This is a genomic window from Gemmata obscuriglobus, assembly GCF_008065095.1.
Lineage (GTDB): Bacteria > Planctomycetota > Planctomycetia > Gemmatales > Gemmataceae > Gemmata > Gemmata obscuriglobus.
In genome coordinates this window covers 2,774,145-2,791,498 of sequence record NZ_CP042911.1, presented here as the reverse complement: position 1 = coordinate 2,791,498, position 17,354 = coordinate 2,774,145, and the positions used below count along the sequence as shown (strand labels likewise).

At 67.9% G+C, this 17,354-nt stretch carries 16 protein-coding genes; 9 read left to right on the top strand and 7 right to left on the bottom strand.

What is annotated here, in order from left to right; genetic code table 11:
• Positions 1 to 5: 5 nt before the first annotated feature.
• A complete protein-coding gene (locus tag GobsT_RS11625; RefSeq protein ID WP_010038205.1) occupies positions 6 to 887 on the top strand; it encodes a glycosyltransferase family 2 protein in 882 nt (293 codons plus the stop codon).
• Positions 884 to 2,281, top strand: coding sequence for a DUF6513 domain-containing protein (locus tag GobsT_RS11620; RefSeq protein WP_010038206.1), 1,398 nt, complete (start codon positions 884 to 886; stop codon positions 2,279 to 2,281). The genes GobsT_RS11625 and GobsT_RS11620 overlap by 4 nt, the downstream gene beginning before the upstream one ends.
• 268 nt (positions 2,282 to 2,549) lie before the next feature.
• Here the strand turns inward: GobsT_RS11620 and GobsT_RS11615 are convergent, their stop codons facing one another.
• The 4 genes from GobsT_RS11615 to GobsT_RS11600 all read right to left on the bottom strand — a co-directional run bounded on the left by GobsT_RS11615 (position 2,550) and on the right by GobsT_RS11600 (position 7,364).
• Positions 2,550 to 2,996 carry a hypothetical protein gene (locus GobsT_RS11615; protein ID WP_010038213.1) on the bottom strand — a complete coding sequence of 149 codons (447 nt, stop codon included), beginning with the start codon at positions 2,994 to 2,996 and terminating at the stop codon, positions 2,550 to 2,552.
• Between the two features lie 29 nt (positions 2,997 to 3,025).
• The gene (locus GobsT_RS11610; protein WP_010038215.1) at positions 3,026 to 4,051 is read right to left on the bottom strand and encodes a DUF1559 domain-containing protein; all 1,026 of its coding nucleotides are present in this window, start codon (positions 4,049 to 4,051) and stop codon (positions 3,026 to 3,028) included.
• A 106-nt stretch (positions 4,052 to 4,157) separates the two neighbouring features.
• On the bottom strand, positions 4,158 to 6,038 hold the full coding sequence (locus GobsT_RS11605; protein WP_162097352.1) for a sigma-70 family RNA polymerase sigma factor: 1,881 nt from the start codon (positions 6,036 to 6,038) through the stop codon (positions 4,158 to 4,160).
• A 270-nt stretch (positions 6,039 to 6,308) separates the two neighbouring features.
• Positions 6,309 to 7,364: an NAD(P)-dependent alcohol dehydrogenase gene (locus GobsT_RS11600; RefSeq protein WP_010038220.1), complete on the bottom strand. Its 1,056-nt coding sequence runs from the start codon at positions 7,362 to 7,364 to the stop codon at positions 6,309 to 6,311.
• Between the two features lie 275 nt (positions 7,365 to 7,639).
• Between GobsT_RS11600 and GobsT_RS11595 the strand changes: the two genes are divergently transcribed.
• A complete protein-coding gene (locus tag GobsT_RS11595) occupies positions 7,640 to 8,539 on the top strand; it encodes an AraC family transcriptional regulator (RefSeq protein WP_010038223.1) in 900 nt (299 codons plus the stop codon).
• A 670-nt stretch (positions 8,540 to 9,209) separates the two neighbouring features.
• Here GobsT_RS11595 and eutC read toward each other — a convergent pair.
• From eutC to GobsT_RS11580, 3 genes are read right to left on the bottom strand one after another with little or no spacing between them, the layout of a single operon-like run.
• Positions 9,210 to 9,971 carry an ethanolamine ammonia-lyase subunit EutC gene (gene eutC / locus GobsT_RS11590; protein ID WP_010038226.1) on the bottom strand — a complete coding sequence of 254 codons (762 nt, stop codon included), beginning with the start codon at positions 9,969 to 9,971 and terminating at the stop codon, positions 9,210 to 9,212.
• Positions 9,968 to 11,494 carry an amino acid permease gene (locus GobsT_RS11585; RefSeq protein ID WP_010038228.1) on the bottom strand — a complete coding sequence of 509 codons (1,527 nt, stop codon included), beginning with the start codon at positions 11,492 to 11,494 and terminating at the stop codon, positions 9,968 to 9,970. The genes eutC and GobsT_RS11585 overlap by 4 nt, the downstream gene beginning before the upstream one ends.
• Positions 11,491 to 12,912, bottom strand: a complete 1,422-nt coding sequence (locus GobsT_RS11580; RefSeq protein ID WP_010038234.1) for an ethanolamine ammonia-lyase subunit EutB — start codon at positions 12,910 to 12,912, stop codon at positions 11,491 to 11,493. Before GobsT_RS11580 ends, GobsT_RS11585 begins: the two co-directional genes overlap by 4 nt.
• Positions 12,913 to 13,924: 1,012 nt before the next feature.
• On the opposite strand from GobsT_RS11580, the gene GobsT_RS11575 reads away from it, so the two are divergent.
• From GobsT_RS11575 to rpsR, 6 genes are all read left to right on the top strand, one after another.
• Positions 13,925 to 14,908, top strand: a complete 984-nt coding sequence (locus GobsT_RS11575; RefSeq protein WP_010049426.1) for a DUF1559 domain-containing protein — start codon at positions 13,925 to 13,927, stop codon at positions 14,906 to 14,908.
• Positions 14,909 to 14,924: 16 nt separating this feature from the next.
• The gene (locus tag GobsT_RS37690) at positions 14,925 to 15,191 is read left to right on the top strand and encodes a hypothetical protein (RefSeq protein WP_010049425.1); all 267 of its coding nucleotides are present in this window, start codon (positions 14,925 to 14,927) and stop codon (positions 15,189 to 15,191) included.
• A 121-nt stretch (positions 15,192 to 15,312) separates the two neighbouring features.
• Positions 15,313 to 15,993, top strand: a complete 681-nt coding sequence (locus GobsT_RS11565) for a DUF4198 domain-containing protein (RefSeq protein ID WP_010049424.1) — start codon at positions 15,313 to 15,315, stop codon at positions 15,991 to 15,993.
• 11 nt (positions 15,994 to 16,004) lie between these two features.
• Positions 16,005 to 16,214: a hypothetical protein gene (locus GobsT_RS11560; RefSeq protein WP_010049420.1), complete on the top strand. Its 210-nt coding sequence runs from the start codon at positions 16,005 to 16,007 to the stop codon at positions 16,212 to 16,214.
• A complete protein-coding gene (locus GobsT_RS11555) occupies positions 16,211 to 16,969 on the top strand; it encodes a tetratricopeptide repeat protein (RefSeq protein ID WP_010049419.1) in 759 nt (252 codons plus the stop codon). Before GobsT_RS11560 ends, GobsT_RS11555 begins: the two co-directional genes overlap by 4 nt.
• A gap of 29 nt (positions 16,970 to 16,998) precedes the next feature.
• The gene (gene rpsR / locus GobsT_RS11550; protein WP_010049418.1) at positions 16,999 to 17,262 is read left to right on the top strand and encodes a 30S ribosomal protein S18; all 264 of its coding nucleotides are present in this window, start codon (positions 16,999 to 17,001) and stop codon (positions 17,260 to 17,262) included.
• Positions 17,263 to 17,354 lie beyond the last annotated feature (92 nt).

Sequence of the window (17,354 nt, the reverse complement as noted above, 5' to 3'; positions counted from 1 at the left end):
CCCCTATGGCCAAGACCGCAGCACCCCAGCGCGACGGCGTCACCGTCGTGATCCCGGCTCACAACGTGGCCGCGCAGCTCGAAAAGGCGCTGCCCGCGTGGGGCCAACTGCTCGGGACGCTCAACCGGCCGTTCCAGATCCTCGTCGTGAACGACGGCAGCACGGACGAAACCGCGGCGGTGCTCCAAAAGCTCGCAGGCAAGGTGCAGCACTTCCGGGCGCTCGCGCACGACACGCGGCGCGGCTTCGGCGCCTGCCTTCGTACCGCGCTGGCCGAAACCACCCAGCCGCTGCTCCTGTACACCGGCACCGACGCGCAGTACACGCCGAGTGACATCCGGCCCATGTTGGAGCGGGTCGAGCTGCGCGACGAGATTTTCGGCAAGCAACCCGACCTCATCAGCGGGGCCCGGGCCGGCTCACCCCGACCAGCCGTTATGAAGTGGCTCGGCTGGACGTGGAAGCTGTTCTGGCGCGTGTTCGCCGGGCTGCCGATGAACGACGCCCCGCCGTGGTACGGGTGGGGCGAGTGGTGGTACCGCACTCGAGTAGGTTGGGTGTTCGGGGTGCCTCTCGCGGACATCAACAGCGCGTTCAAACTGTACCGCACCACGTTCCTGAAGCGGTTCCCGATTCAATCCGACGGCGATTTCGTCCACGCCGAACTGGTCGCGAAGGCGACGTTCCTCACGAGCATCATGGACGAGGTGCCGCTCACGCCGAAGAGCGAGCCGCACCCGCCGCTGGGGCCGGTGTCCGCGGACCGCGCGAAGGTGTTCCGGAACCCGGCGTTTGCGTTCCCGCCGGAGCCGCAACCGAGCCCGCCGGAGCCGCCCGCACAACCGGAGCCGGCGCTGGACGCCGGCTCGACCGTTCCCACGCCATGAGCCCGCCGCGCGTCCTGTTCATCACCGGGAAGCTCGCGGAGCCGTCGCTCCGCCGCACCTTGGCGGAACTGGCGCCGCGGGGGGGCTTCGAGCCGCACATCGCGGTGCTGCCCATCACCGTCGCGGCCCTGATGACCACCAACTGGGTGTCTCGACACCTTCCCCCGTTGCCCGAACAGATCCAGCGCGTCATTTTGCCCGGGTTCTGCCGCGGCGAAGTGGAGGAGGTCTCGCGCGCGGCCGGCGCGCCCGCCGAGCGCGGGCCGGCGGATTTGCGCGACCTCCCGGAGTTCTTCGGCAAAAAGGCGCGGCCCGTCGATTACGGCCGGTACGACATCGAGATCCTCGCCGAGATCAACCACGCCCCGCGCAAACCGCTCGAAACGATACTCCGCGAGGCGCGGCGCTACCGCGCCAGCGGGTCCGACCTGATCGACCTCGGGTGCGACCCCGGGCCGACCTGGGACGGGGTCGGCGCCGCGGTGCGAGCGCTCCGGGCCGACGGCTTTCGCGTTTCCATCGATAGCTTCAACCCCGACGAGGTGACCGCGGCCCTGAACGAAGGCGCCGAACTGGTGCTGAGCGTGAACGGCACCAACCTCGAACACGCGCGGCGGTGGCACGTCCAGTTCCCCGATGTCGAGGTGGTCGCGATTCCGGACACGCCGGACGACCTCGACAGCCTCTCGCAGACCGTTGGGGCGCTCCGCGAAATCGGCATTCGGCACCGGCTCGACCCGATCCTGGAACCGATCGGGTTCGGGTTCGCAGCGTCTTTGGGGCGGTACATCGAAACGCGGCGGCGGTTTCCGGACGCCGAGATGATGATGGGCGTCGGCAACCTGACCGAACTCACCGACTCCGACTCCGCAGGGCTGAACGTGGTACTCGCCGGGTTTTGCCAGGAACTCGGCATCCGCAGCGTGCTTGCCACGGAAGTGATCAACTGGGCGCGGTCGGCGGTGAAGGAGTTCGACCTCGCCCGGCGGCTGGTGTTCCACGCTGTCCGCGAAAAAGTCCTCCCGAAGCGGCTCGAATCGAATCTGGTGCTGCTCCGCGACCCCAAGCTGTACGAGCAGGGCGCGGAAGTGCTCGAAGAACTGGCCCGCCGGGTGACCGACCGCAACTACCGGATCTTTGCCGAGCGCGGGGAACTGCACGTGTTGAACGGCAGCGTGTACCTGCGCGGCACCGACCCATTCGAAGTGTTCGAGCGGTTAGCCGCTGCCGACTCGAAGTTGGACGTGCCTCACGCGTTCTATCTGGGCTACGAGTTCGCTAAAGCCATTACCGCTCTCACCCTGGGAAAGAACTACACCCAGGACCAAGCGCTGCGGTGGGGCTTCTTGACGATCCCGGAAACTCCTCACCGCGAGCAGAGCAAACCGACCTGACTGAAACAACATCCGCCGTGTGCCAGCTTACCGGCACACGGCAGTAATGCCGTGAATCGCGCCTCGCCAGTCAGTCAAGACAATAAAATCAATTGAATTCAATATTTAGCAATCACCTCTGACCTCACGCTCGGCTCTTTCGTTCGCTCGCCCCCCCCTCCAAATAGGTGAGCAAGACCGGGCTTCACTTCAGAGTTGGTGGGGTATCTGGTTTGAACCGCAAATGGGCCTTGAACTCTCGCGCCGCAGGAAAGAGCCGAACGCGCTATTAGTCGAGCCGCAAATCAACCGGTGCCCCCGATTTGGTGAGTTCCGCGGTCAGCCCGGACGCCAGCGGGTCAGCGTACTTGCCGGGCAATCGGAACCATTTACCTTTCGGCGGCTTCGGCGGGATCGGAATCCCTGATGCGCGGCGCGCCTCCTCGTGCCGCGCCTTCTCGGCCGCCGAGATCGGCGGCTCGAAGTACGGGTCGGGGCTGAACACCCCCAGTTTCACCGGCCCGACCGGCACGCCGGACACGGTGAACGCGCCACTCTCCTGAATCGTCCCGTAATACGTCACCTGATCCGAGCCGACCACGCTGACGGTGCCGTACACCACCGGCTTGCCTTTGTAAGAGACCGTGCCGGCCACGTCCGTGCGGGCCGGGCCGCACCCGGGCACGGCGACCGACATTACCACCGCCGCGCCGAGCGACACGAGAAAGCCGCGCATGCGTCATCTCCGTGGGTTCTGGGGGGGGGTTACTCCGTCACCACTTCGCCGCCGTTGATGGTGACCATTAACGGCAGCGTGGTCGTCCCGGCGGTGAACGCGAACGACCGCACACTGCCGTCGCCCAGCAGCCAGTTACCCCCGCCCGGGTGCGGGCTGTTAAACCGGTCCTGGCTGCATAGGTCGCTCGGGCTGAACGGCGCGTACCGGCCGGGCAGCGACCCGGGGCACGCGGCCGGGGTATACGCCCCGTTCGGCCCGAACCCGCCGACCACGTTCTGGTTGGGGAACGCGAGCAGCGTGTGGTAGTCCGCCGCGGCCCACGTGGTCCCGCGCTGGGTCGCGTGCCGCTCGCCGACGGCAACCGTGTTGCTCAGCCCGTCGGTCACGTCCGTGAGGCGGGTGTTCGGGCGGAGGCTCAGGCCCGGGGCCATGGAGGAGAACTTCACCGGGAACATGCCGTTCGTCGCGTTCATCCCGATGCTCCCGGTGGCCGGATCCGAGTTCTCGTTGCTGCCCGTCACCCCGACGTAGCTCACCAGGCCGACGGGTGCCGGCGGCGCCACCCCGCCGGTCGGCTCGACGGCGGACGGGCAGACGTACATGGCTACCTTAGCCGCCGCCATGGTGGCGTACCCCGCGCTGATGTCCGCCGCGGTGGACTTGCCGACCACCTGCCGCAGCACCGCGTCTTGCTCGATGTAGGGCAGCACGCGCACCATCCACCCGCCGACGTGTTCCGCGCCGACGGGCGGTTGGTCGCTCTGCTGGAACGGCACGAACGCGGGCACGAGCAGGCCCCCGAAATTGGGGTCCAGGCTCGTCGGGAAGATCGCCCGGGCCGCCGGGAACTTCTGGTTCGCGTCGTGGTAGTTATGGAGCCCCAGGCCGATCTGCTTGAGGTTGTTCTGGCACTTCATGCGTGCCGCGGCCTCGCGCACCTTCTGCACCGCCGGCAGCAGGAGCCCGATCAGGATCGCGATGATCGCGATCACGACTAACAACTCGATCAGGGTGAAGGCGCCATGGCGCCCGGTCCGCTGGGACGGGGTCACGAGAATGTCTCCGTTACAGGATGAACGTCGCAAGAGCCGGAGAGGGTTTTGCGTGATGAACGCCGCGGCCGGCAGCGATGCACAAAGTCGGGCGGCGTGGACACGATCAGCGGCGCAGCGTGCCGCGCCAGTCGTCGCTCAATTTGCTGAGCGGTTTGCCAGTCAACTCAGCCCACATGGCGTCAGTGTATTGACCGTCACGCAGCGCAGCGTTCAACCGGCGCACAAGAGCCGGGTCGTATGTCGCAACGAGGTATGCGAGGAACGCCGCCGTCTGCTGCGAATCGCCATCGTGGCGGGCGATATCGGGGTCGAGAGGCGTCAGTACGCCCGGCTCGAACTTGAAGAACCGCACGTAATCGGCGATCCCTTGAACCAGCCAAGTCGGCACCGCCCTCGCCCTGTAATCCTGCACCACAAGCGAGGTCGAGTGGATCAGCGCGCCGACGTCGTTCGGGTTCGCTTCAAAGTACCCAGCGGACGCGATTACCCGCCCAGCGGTCGCAGCGGAGAGCGCCCGGGCGTCTCGGCGCACCAAGAGCGGAACTCGGTGCGGCGGGCGGAACCCGTCGGCCGCCAGTTCGTCGCAAACCATCGGGTAGGCCCGTTCGCACACCCGAGCCGCCCGCTCGGCCCATGCGGTCATCTCCGGCGCGTGGCTCGCATCGACCGCGAACTCGACCGGGTGACGAAAAATCGCGAGCGGCGGCTCGGAGCGTATTTGCACCTCTCGCACCAGAAGTCGGTGCGGCCGTTCCCCCGGGCGGATGCGAACGGCCCGCACGTGTCGCCCCTTTGCGTCGCCACGCGCCACTCCGTTCGCAAACGCCGTCAGCGGTTCGAACACGGCGCCGTCCGGAGAAACGTCCAGCCAGCCGGATGTCAGGCACTCGGGCTCGTTGGGCGATCCGGTGTGCGCCTCAACCGATGTCACCGCTACCGGCCGATCGAACACCAGGGTGAAGTGATCCGCGGCGCCGGCGTTTTCGACCGACGCGAAGAACGTGTCCGGCTTACCGTCAAAAGCGAACTGACGGATCGAATCGCCCCGCGTGCGGAGCGTCGTTTCGACAGTGACGCCGACCCCCGGGGCAGGCAAAGCGCCCGTAGTCACCACGAGAGGCGGCAGAGGGGGTTCGGGGTGTGGGCGGTTACGGTCCAACCCGGCCAAGGCAATCACCGCAGCCAGACCGCTCACTACAAGAAGCCCGATTGCCAGTTTCACCTTGGCCGAAACGGCCGGAAGCAGATGCCGCGTGAGTTCCAGCGCACGGGCCGACACGACACCGGGAACCAAAGCCGTTCCAGCGCCCACGGCCAGCGCGGCTTGGGTCGTAGCCGCGGCGAGCCCCGGGGGCAGGCCGGCGGCGGCGGTGCCGGCTGCAAGCAGCGCAAGAAAACCGGCGGCCGGCAGCGCGATCCCGCGCCGCGAAAGCCGCTCTTGAAGCAACTCACGGGCGTGACGCAATCGGCGCTTCAGTGTGCTCTCCGAGCACCCCAGGTGCCGGGCCGCCTCGTCACCGCTCATGCCCTCCATACAGCACAAAATCAGCGGCCCGCGGTTCTCTTCGGGCAGGGCGGCGAGTTCCTCATCCAAAATGGCCAGCAATTCGCGGCTGCTCACCTCGGCGAGCGCGTCGCCTTCGGTCGGCGGGGTCGGAAACGTGCGGCGGGACTCGCGGGTGTGGCGACGAACGGCCGCCCGCCGGGCTTCACACGACAGCCGATGGGCAGCGGAATGCAACCACGTCCCGATCGATTCGTGCCAAGCAACTTCGCCCGCTTTTCGGGCAAGGACCAAGAATGTGGCTTGAAAAGCGTCTTCGGCGTCTTCGGGCCGTTCCAATACACGTCGGCAGACGCGCAACACCATCGTCCCGTGGCGCCTCAACAGCGCCGCGAACGCCGATTCGTGACCGGCCCGGAACCGCCGGAGCAGTTCACGGTCGGACAGCGCATCATCTGCCGCTTCCGCGGTTTCGGTCAAGCGTTCCACCGCCATATTGTGGCCCGACCGTGGGCATACCCAGCTCGGCGCGTCCGCCCGCATGCGCGGAGACTCCGCGACGATTCAAATAAGATGGTCGCCGCGCGAAATCGGGGGTCAAAATTCTCGATCTTTTCTTCGACACACCATCGCAGACGTTGCGCGAGCCGCAACCGGCCGGCGCCCACAGACCTTTCGTCCGAAGAGTTACCCCAGAAACCGCACACGTCTAACAGTCCGGCCCGCGCTCCCGCCCGGGCCGATCTGCGGTCACGCCTTTAGCGACGCCATGTCGATCACGAACCGGTACTTCACGTCCCCTTTCAGGAGGCGGTCGTACGCCTCGTTGATCTTCTGAATCGGGATCACCTCCACATCGCTGGTGATCCCGCGTTCGGCGCAGAAATCGAGCATCTCTTGCGTTTCCGCGATCCCGCCGATGCCGGAACCCGCGAAGCTGCGCCGCGGCATGAGCAGGTTGAACGCGGCAACCGGCAGCGGTTTCTCCGGGGCACCCACGAGACACAGCGTGCCGTCCAGTTTCAACAGCGAGAGGTAGGCGTTGATGTCGTGCTCGGCCGACACGGCATCAAGAACGAAATCGAAGCTCGACGCGTGCGTCTTCATCTCGTCGGCGTTCTTCGACACCACCACTTCGTGCGCCCCGAGCCGCTTGCCGTCCTCGATTTTGCCCGGCGATGTCGTGAACAGCACGACGTGCGCGCCCAGCGCCCGAGCGAACTTCACCCCCATGTGCCCCAACCCGCCGAGGCCCACGATCCCAACCTTCTTCCCGGGGCCAGCGCCCCAGTGCTTCAACGGCGAGTAGGTGGTGATCCCGGCGCACAGCAGCGGCGCGGTCGCTGCCAGGTTCAACTTGTCGGACACCTTCAGGCTGAAGGCTTCATCCACCACGATCCGCTCGGAGTACCCGCCGTAGGTGACGCCACCGGAGATCTTGTCCTGGCCGTTGTAGGTGAGCGTCGGGAAGCTCGTGCAGTACTGTTCGAGCCCCTTCGCGCAGCTTGAGCAAGTGCGGCACGAATCGACCATGCACCCGACGGCGGCGAGGTCGCCGACCTTGAACTTGGTCACGTCCTTGCCGACCTTCGACACCCGGCCGACGATCTCGTGGCCCGGAACGCACGGGTATGCGGTCGGAGCGAAGTCGTGCCATTCGTCGCGGGCCTGGTGCAGGTCCGAGTGGCAAACCCCGCAGTACAGGATGTCGATTTCGACATCGGTTGCGAGCGGGTCGCGGCGCTTGCAGGTGAACGGCCCGAGCGGACTTTTCGCGTTCTGAGCGGCGTAGGCGCGTGTGCTCACGGTGACCGGCTCCTTTGAAGTTTACAGGCGTCGGGGCGGAAGAACGGTTGGGATACCGTCGAGGGACCCGGTGTTGTTCGATCCTGCACACCGGTTTCGCTCCGGTAACCAACCGACCCGCCCGACAAGAAGCATAGTAAGCCGGTGTCGCGGCCGGCGGTAACCTGATCGTGGCCGATCCTTGCCCGATCCTGCACCGAACCGAACGCCAGCCCAGCTCCGTAACACACTCAGGCCGTAAACTGATACCGAACGCAGAATCGCGAGGGCCACCCGTGATCGAACCGAAGGTGTCGGACCTGGCCCGCCTGATCGAGCGGTTCACCGGGCTCGACGGCATTCACCCCACGGACGTGACCGGGCTCACCTTGTTCCGCTCCTCCACGCGGTCCGAGCTGGTGGCGTCGCTGTACGAGCCGTCCCTGTGTCTGATCGCACAGGGGAGCAAAGAGGTCCACCTGGCCGACGAGGTCCACCGGTACGACCCGGCGCACTTCTTACTCGTGTCCGTCGACCTGCCGGTCGCGGGGTGCGTAACGGTCGCCTCGCCGGAAGAACCGTACCTCGCCTTGCGCCTCTCGCTCGACCCCGGCGTGGTCGGGGAACTGGTCGCCGACGGGGCGAATACCGACGCACAAGCCGCCCCGGCGCGGGGGCTGGCGGTGAGCCCCATGGAGCCGCCGCTGCTCGACGCGGTCACGCGCCTGGTCGGGCTCTTGGACGACCCGCGCCACGTTCCCCCGCTCGCACCACTGGTGCTGCGCGAAATCACCTACCGGCTGCTGACCGGTCCGCAGGGCAACCGGTTGCGGCAGATCGTCGCCGTCGGGGCGCCAGCCCAGCGGATCGCCCGAGCGATCCGCTGGTTGATGGACCACTTCGCCAAACCGCTCCGCGTCGAGGCCCTGGCGCGGCAGGTGCGGATGAGCCCGTCGGCGTTCCACCACCACTTCAAAACGGTGACCGCGCTCAGCCCGCTCCAGTACCAGAAGCGACTCCGGCTCCAGGAGGCCCGGCGTCTCATGCTCGGCGACGGCCTTGATGCGGCAGCCGCGGCGTACCGGGTCGGGTACGAGAGCCCGTCGCAGTTCAGCCGAGAATACCGGCGCCTATACGGCGCCCCGCCCCGGGCCGATGTCGATGCAGTCCGGTCACAAAGCACGGCTCGCACGTGAGACGGACCCTTCAACACAGGATTTCCGCCCAATTCCGGCGGTTCCCCGAGCCGCCACGTGAGTCCGCCCCAGCCAATCGGAATCGTACAACTGGACCGGGCGCGGCCATTAATTCTACACAAACTACTATTTCGCATGACGTTACAAACCCGGCACTGGCACCGCTGGAACGACATCGCGCCCCACTGCCCGAATCGCATCTGCGGATTATGCGGATGATTCGCGGGTAGCGAGCGGGGAGCGAATCGGTAGCGAATCGCCACTTTTCCGCCCGCGAATGTCCAGTCGGCACCCCATGGCGTTCGCTGCAACCTCTGTACACACCCCCCGGCCTGCTGTAACCCCCGTTACACCCACCAGAGAGCCGCACCGCCCGCCCCCGATGGCTGAAACGGGGCCGTTCGAGGGGAGCGGGCGGGTAGCGAACTGCCAGTTCCCCGCCCCGGCGGGCTGCTGCGGTGTGTCATCGCGGGTAGCCCGTGGGTAGCGAACGGCAGCGAACAGCCCAACGTTACTGGCAAACTCCAGCCTTGGACCGGCCGCCCACGGCCCTGCGATCGGATGCACGCGAGCCGTGGGGCCAGGGCCGCCGGTACACCATCACCGCCCGGCCGCACAACGGTCCCTACGGTACCGATGGCACGAGCCGCCGTCCGGCATGGATTCGGCATCACCCGTCCAGTTGCGGAGCCGCCCCCTCGGTGATGCCGACCCCGCTGCGCCCGGCCGCGCGGAACTGCTCGGCCAGCGCGAACACGCGCGCGACCGCGTCGGCCGGGCCGACACCACGGCCGTGGATGTTCGAGATCAGGTTGCGGTCGGCGTCGGTGTGCCCGGGGCGCGGGCGGAACGCCAGATACGCCGACAGGCTTTCCGCGGTCGCCAGACCGGGCCGCTCGCCGACCAGCAGCACCACCACTGCCGGTGACAGCAGCGCGCCGACATCGTTCATCACGCCAACCCGACAATGCCGAACGAAAAACGGCCGGCCGAACGACCACCCGCGCGCCGCGGCGCCGTCCTGAAGGAGCGCCAGGAGCGCCGGCACTTGAACCGCAACGGCGGTTGCCGATAACCCGTCGCCGACCACGACCTGAACGTCGCACCCGGCCGGGCACTGCGCCCGGATCACGTCACGGGCCGCTTCGGACAGCTTCCGCCCCAGATCGGGCCGGCGCAGGTACTCCGCTTTGGAGGCGGCCTGCGTCTGTACCGCGAACAACTGGAGCCGGGCGACCAGTTCCGCGCCGAAGTCGCGCACCAGATCGACCTCGGCGTGAACGGCGTCGCGCGCGGCCGCGTGGTCCTCGCGCAACTTCAGTAGCGTCGCCGTGCGGTACGCCGGCCCGGCGCGGCCCGCCAGCACCCGGGCCGGGGTCTGGGCCAGTGCGGCCTCGACGGGATCGAGCGGAACCGGGAGTTGGTCGCTCACGCCTTCGGCTCCTCGCGCTCGTGAACGGCGGTCTCGGCCGCCACAATCGCGTCCAGTTGTTCGCGGCTCATGAGCCCCTGCGGCGGCCCGGGGAACGTGTGCCGCGCGACCGCGAACCACCCGACCAGCAGCGCCAGGCTCATCGCACCGACCGCGTAGAGCGCCTTCTCGGCCGGGGGCTGAACCCCGACCACCACGAGGCCGATACACCCGACCACACTCACCGCCGCGAGCGGCCGGAACCACCGCCCGAGGCTCCACGGCCCCATCTGCGTCCACGTTCGCCCGTAGGCACGTACGCCCAGCGCGGTCGGTAGCACGTAGGAGATGTAGAGCAGCACCGCGGCGGCGGCGGCGATCGTCGCGTAGGCTTCGGCGTAAGCCGTGAAAAGCACCGCGGCGGTCGCGACCAGCCACACCGCGACCGGCGGCGTGCGGAACCGCGGCGACACGTACCGCACCCACCGCGACAGCGGCACCCCGCCGTCCCGCGCGAACGCGAACGCCATCCGCGACGCCGATGTCACCGTCGCCAGCCCGCACAGGTACTGCGCGATTCCGATCCCGCCGCACAGCACCAGCGCAAACCACTGCGGCAGCACGTCGGCCATGGTGAACACGAACGCGGTGTCCCCCTTCTCCGCGACCGCAGCGGGGTCGCGCATCGCGAGCACCGCCGCGCACAGCATCAGCCAGCCGAACAGGGCGGACACCCACACCGACCGGACGATCCCGCGCGGCACGTTTCGGGCCGCGTCGGTCGTCTCTTCGGACACGTGCGCCGAGGCGTCAAAGCCGGTGATCGTGTACGCGGGCAGCAGCAGCCCGAGCGCGAACAGCCACGCGAGTGACTCGGTCCGCGGCCATACGGGGTCACCCTCGCCCGGCAGCCCGCTGAAGTTGGTGAACGTCCACAGGCGCGAAAAATCGTACCCCGGTGCGGCCGCGACAAGCGCGACCGTCACCACCGCCGCGACGAACAGAATCCAGTACCCGCTGAAGTCGGTCAGCACCCGTGTCACCCGAATGCCCAGGTGGTTGATGACCGCGTGCGACGCCGTAATCAGCGCCACCGCCACGAACTGGAGTTCGGCCGTCGGCTTTACGTCCGGGGCGAACGCGCCCATCACGAACCGGAACGTGCCCACGTTAATCGCCGCCAGCACCGCAACGAGCCCCGCGAGGTTGAACCACGCGGTCGCCCACCCCCACCCGCGCCCGCCGAGCGTCGCGGCCCAGTGATAAAGCCCGCCGGCGGTCGGGAACGCGGACGCGATTTGCCCCATCGTGGCCGCAACGCACAGCGCGAACAGTCCCGCCAGCGGCCACCCGATCCCGATGGCGGCGCCGCCGACCGAACAGAACCCGACGTGGAACGAGGTCACCCCGCCCGCCAGGATGCAGATGATCGACAGCGAGATGGCGAAGTTCGAGAACCCGCCGAGCACCCGCGCCAGTTCCTGCGCGTACCCGAGCTTGTGCAGGGTGCGAACGTCGTCGGGCTCGGCTCCGGGGGCGCTCATGCGTACCTCTCATCCGAATTCGTGGCAGCAAGAACCTTCGCGGCCGTCCCAAGCAGCGCCGGGCGCTCGGCACTCGTGAGCTTACCCGCCCGGGTGATCCCATTCGCTTCGAGCCAGTCCCGGAACTCGGGGGCCGGTGCCAGCCCGAACAGGTCGCGCACGGTCGCGGCGTCGTGGTAGCTGGTGGACTGGTAGTTGAGCATCACGTCGTCGGCACACGGCACGCCCATGACGTAGTTGCACCCGGCCGCGGCCAGCAGCAGCAAGAGGTTGTCGGCCGAGTTCTGGTCCGCGTCCGCGTGGTTGGTGTAACACACGTCCACGCCCATCGGCAGGCCGAGCAGTTTTCCGACGAAGTGGTCTTCGAGCCCCGCCCGCGTGATCTGCCGCTCGTCCGCGAGGTACTCCGGGCCGATGAACCCGACCACCGTGTTCACCAGGAACGGGTCGAACGCCCGGGCCACCGCCTGCGCCCGCGCTTCGAGCGTGAGCTGATCGACGCCGTGATGCGCCTCGGCCGATAGGGCGCTCCCCTGCCCCGTCTCGAAGTACATCACCTGATCGCCGGCCCAGGTCACCGGCCGCGCCCGGTGCGACGCCAGCACCCGCTCCCGGCCCTCTTTCAGCATCGCCAGCGTAACGCCGAAGCTGGCGTTAGCGGCTTGCGTCCCCGCGACCGACTGGAACAGCAGATCGACCGGCGCGCCGCGTTCGAGTGCCGCGAGCTGGGTCGTGATGTGCGCCAGGCAGCACGCCTGCGTCGGCGCGCCGAGTTCGGTGATGAGCCGGTCGAGCAGGCGGAGGATCGCGCCGACCGTTTCGACCGAGTCGGTCGCGGGGTTCACCCCGATGACGGCGTCGCCGCACCCGTAAGCGAGCCCGTCGAGCGCGCTCACGAGGATGCCGGCGAGGTCGTCCGTGGGGTGGTTGGGCTGCACCCGCACCCCGAACACGCCCCGCTGGCCCAGCGTGTTGCGGCACCGGGTCACGTTGCGCACCTTCGCCGCCGCGTACACGAGTTCCTTGTTGCCCATCAACTTGGCGACCGCCGCAGCCGCCTCGGGTGTGATCCCCCACTTTAGTTCCCGGAGCGTGTCGCCGGTTGTCGCATCGCTCAACAGGAATTCGCGGAACTCCCCCACCGTCAATGAACGGATGCGGGCGAACGCCTTGTGATCGAGCGAATCCAGTACGAGTCGGGACACGTCGTCCGTATCAGGATCGACGACCGGCTCACCGACCAGTTGCCGTAAGGGCACGTCGGCGAGCGCGCATTTCGCCGCCACGCGCTCGCGCTCGGACCCGGCCGCGAGCCCGGCGAGCGCGTCGCCGGACTTCGGCTCGTTGGCCCTGGCGAGCAACTCGCGCAGGTCGGCGAACACGAACCGCTCGCCGCGGACGGTGTGCGTGAAGGGCATAGGGTGGGTGCCGGTACGGCCGGAGAGGTCTGAGCTACTGTAGGTGCGGTTCCGCGCGCGGCGAGCGGGCGTGGCCCTGAATGGCCTTCCGCCGCTTCCCGTTCGCTCGCGCCGTCGGCCGGTTGATCCGCACATTGGGCATTGTCCCACCGCATTTCTCCCTCGCCGCACTTCCAGAAGTCCGTGTCGAACCCTGTGGAGCGAACAACACCGGTTACGGTCCGAGCGGAGAGAAATCGCACGCACGAGTCAAAACGGCCATAAGATTCGCCCTAAAAACGCTTTGCGCGACAACAGTCGAGCGACACCGGGACTCGTCTCTGCTCTCTCTGGTGCCCTCGTTCGACGGCTCGGCCGCGAAATTCGTGGGTAGCGACCACCCAGCGAATCGCCAGCTCGTGACCAGTCTTGATACCAGCGGTTGTCCACTGATCGACCCGTCAACGCCTCGCAGGTGCCTTACCGGCCACCGTTACCACACGATCCCGGAACCGCGGAACCACTCCGCAGGTTCTCGGTTGCCACACGTGGAGGGAACGGACCATCGGCGCGAACGGGTCGCCCATTCAACAGATGGCACCGCGCCCAACGAACGGATGCCGGACTGCATTTCTCCGATGGCGCTCCTGAAAGACGGAACGGCGCCTGCCCTCACACACGAACCCGGTAATACTGCCGCTTTCTTGACGAGCCGCGACCGCCAGGGAGCGGTACTGCGTATCCCGCTCCCTGGCGGTCGCGGCTCGTCAAGACCGCGACACCGCAGGTGGGTTCATGTATCAGCGTCCAAGAGCGACAGCGTCGCAATTTTCGAGCAATCTCGCGAACTGCCGGGTTGACATCGGGCACCAGTCGAGTACCATTTCCCTTGTCTTGATGAGATTCATTCTCAACAAGACAACCATAGCGAGTCGCTAGCCTCCGCAGGCTTTCCGGTTCGAGCACCGAACCGACCCACGTCCAGCGACGCGTCTCGCGGCCATCCACTCACACTCGAGGAGGGTGCCGCGTCATGCGCCGCACACGTGTTCCCCGTCGCGCCTTTACGCTGATCGAACTGTTGGTGGTGATGGCGATCATTGCCATCCTCATCGGCCTCCTGTTGCCGGCCGTGCAGAAGGTGCGCGTCGCGGCGGCGCGCTTGAAGTGTTCGAACAATTTGAAGCAGATCGCGCTCGCGTGCCACAACTACCACGACGCGAACCAGAAGTTCCCGTACAGTTCGCTCGACCGCCAGCCGGGCGAAGCGGCGAGCACCTACGTGACCGGGTTCATCCTCATCATGCCGTACCTGGAGCAGGACAACGTGGCCCGGCGGTGGAACCCGAAGCTGCCGCGCAACAGCACCGACGACAGTGACGGCGACGGCTACACCAACGCGATGCTCCAGCAGACGCAGATCCCGACGTACACGTGCCCGGCGATGACCCCGCCCAGCGGCCCGCTGGGGGGAGCCGAGAACCGGGCCTACTGCAGTTACCTGTTCAACGCCGGCTCACCCGACTGCGTCACGTACGCCTACTGGGAATACCTCGGCTTGCCACAGGAACCCGTCTGGAACGGGACGGTGATCCCGATCAAAAACCCCGACCCGGTGAAACCAACAGACCCACCGAAACCGCGGCCCACGAACACGGCGCCGATCACGATCACGGCGATCACGGACGGCACGTCGAACACGTTCCTCGTCGGCGAGACGGACTTTAAGCCACAGGGTGTGCCTTCAACGAAACTGGGTGGCATCTGGGCGTACGGGTACATCGGGTATAGTTTCGGGTCCACGTTCCACCCGTTCAACAAGCATAACTGGACCGACGCCGAGTGGTCGGGGCTCAACAAAGTCGGCGTCTACGGGGCGTTCCGCAGCGAGCACACCGGCGGGGCCAACTTCGCCTTCGCCGACGGTTCGGTGTCCTTCATCCGGGACGGGATCAACCAGCAAACCTTCCAGTGGATGTCCACCCGCGCCGGCGGCGAAGTGGTCCCCGCGAACTGATTCTGACGGAGCCCCGATGCGACCGTTCGGTTTGTTTCTGGTCACCGCTCTCGGCGCCGGCCCCGCCGGGTGCGGCGGCCCGCCCGCACCGGCGCCCGAAGAGGCGCCCCTGACCGTCGAGCAGTGGAAGGCGCTGCCGGCGCAAAAGAAGTACGAGGTCGAGACGCTGGAACGGGTGAAGCACGGCAGCCCGAAGTTCCAGGACCAGCAGGCGTGGGACAAGTTCATCCGCGAGGTGATGGTTCCCGCGCGCAAGAAGGACGGCCTCGACCCCAAGAAGTAACGGCCGCGCCCCGCGGCCCCGAGCCCCCGGCGACGGACCGCCGGATCGGCCGGGCGGGTAGACCGTCTGCCCGCCCGGCCCGCGTACAAGACACGACCGTTTCCCCGATTACGGAGCCCTCATGTTCCGCGCCGCTCTCGCCTCCCTGACCGCCCTCTGCGCCCTGACGGCCGCACACGCGCACTTCGTGTTCGTGGTGCCCGACCCGAAGGACCCGGCCAGGGCCCTGGTCGTGTTCAGCGAAGACCTGGACCCGGACGAACACGTCGGGGCCGACAAGATGGCCGCGCTCAAGCTCACCTGCCGCGACACGGCCGGCAAGGACACGGCCGTCGAACACAAAGCCGGCAAGCACGAACTCACCGCGGCCCTGCCGGGGAGCGGCCCGCGGCTCGTGTTCGGCACCCTCAACTACGGCGTGATGCAGAAGGGCGACGCGAAGCCGTACCTGCTCGCGTACCACCCGAAGGCCGTCGTCGGCGCCGTGCCCGCGGACAAGCTCGTGCTCGGCGAAAAAACGCTCCCCGCCGAACTGGTGCCGGTCGCCAGCGGGTCGGAGGTGCGGTTCAAACTGCTCGCGGCCGGCAAGCCGGTGGCCGGCGCCGAGGTGACGGTGCTCAAGCCGGGCGGCGGGAAGGCCAAGGCGACGACCGACAAGGACGGGCTGACCGAAGCGTACCCGGCGAAGGGCCGGTACGGGGCTTGGGCGCGGGCCACCGAGGCGAAGGCCGGCGAACTCAACGGCAAAAAGTACGAAGAGGCCCGCCACTACGCGACCCTGGTGACCGCGTTCCCCGAGTAAGGAGCCGCGTCATGACCGCGACCGAACGGGGGCGGGGCGACAACCCGCGGTGGCTGGCGGCCCTTGCGACCGCCGCCCCGGTCGCCCTCGCGGCCGTGTTCGTGCTGTGGGCCTCCGAGCCCGACCCGCGCCGCTCGCCCCCGGCCCGGCCCCCGGGCCTGACGGGTCCGGCGCACCCGATTGACCCGAACTGGCACACGAGCGTAGCGAGGGCACGATGACGAGCGCCGACTGTCTGTACCGGATCGCGGCCGAGCGGTTCGACGAGGGCGAGTTCGCGAACGCGCTGCGGGTGGCCCACGACGGGCTGCGGCGGGACCGGTACCACCCGGGCCTGCTTCAGGTGTACGGGCTGGCCTCGTTCCGCCTCGGGAACCCGCCGGTCGCGCTCGAGGCGCTGGAAACCGCCAGCGCGGTGGCCCCGCTGGACCCGCTCGCGCGGCTGGCCCTGGCCGAGCTGCACCTGCTCGGCGGCTGGCGCCGCAGCGCCGCGGCCGCCCTGCGGTTCCTGGCCGAACCGGGGCGGTGCCCGACCCCGCTGCTCGCCGACCTCGCCCGGCTGTGCGGCGCGCTCGGGGCGCACCGGGCGGCGTTCAAGGTGTGCCGCCGGCTCGCCCGGCTCCGGCCGTGGTACCACCCGGCACACTACGGAATGGCGTATTATTCGGCAAAACTGAAACGTCCGCCCGCTCGAGTGATTCGCCACCTGCGGGTGGCTCATACACTGGCTCCTGGGGTCATTCCGTACCGAGTCGCCCTGGCCGGCGCGCTGGCCGATACCGGCCGCGCGACCGAGGCGTGTGACCTCGTCCGCCCGGTCCCCGCGGAGGCACTTGGGTGCCCCGGTTGCCTGGGGCGGTTGCTCCGGGCGGCGACGGCCGCCGGGGACGCGGACCTGGAAGCCCGGCTCCGTGCCCGGCTCGACGACGTGCGGGACCGCCGCTGTGGCGGCCCCAGTGAGTGTTTTGAAGCGTAACGACTTTAACTCGAGTGGAGGACGTTCCGATGGCACCGAAGACCAACCCGAGCGGGCTGAAGATCGTGAAGTCGAAGGGGCGGCGGCAGTTGGCCCACGCCCCGAAGGGGTACGAGCCGCGGCCCGCGTTCATCGACTACAAGGACGTGAACGGGCTGCGCAAGTTCCTCACCTCCCAGGCCAAGCTCATGTCCCGCAAGCGGAGCGGGCTGAGCGCCGGGGCGCAGCGGGCGCTCGCCGCTGCCGTCAAACGGGCCCGTTTCATGGGGCTCCTGCCGTACGTCGGCGAGTGACCGCCGCCCACCGAAGCGACGAGGCGGTGTGGGCAGTCGCGATTCGCCTTCGACGGACATTATGAATCCGCCTGACGCAGTGTTACAAAGAC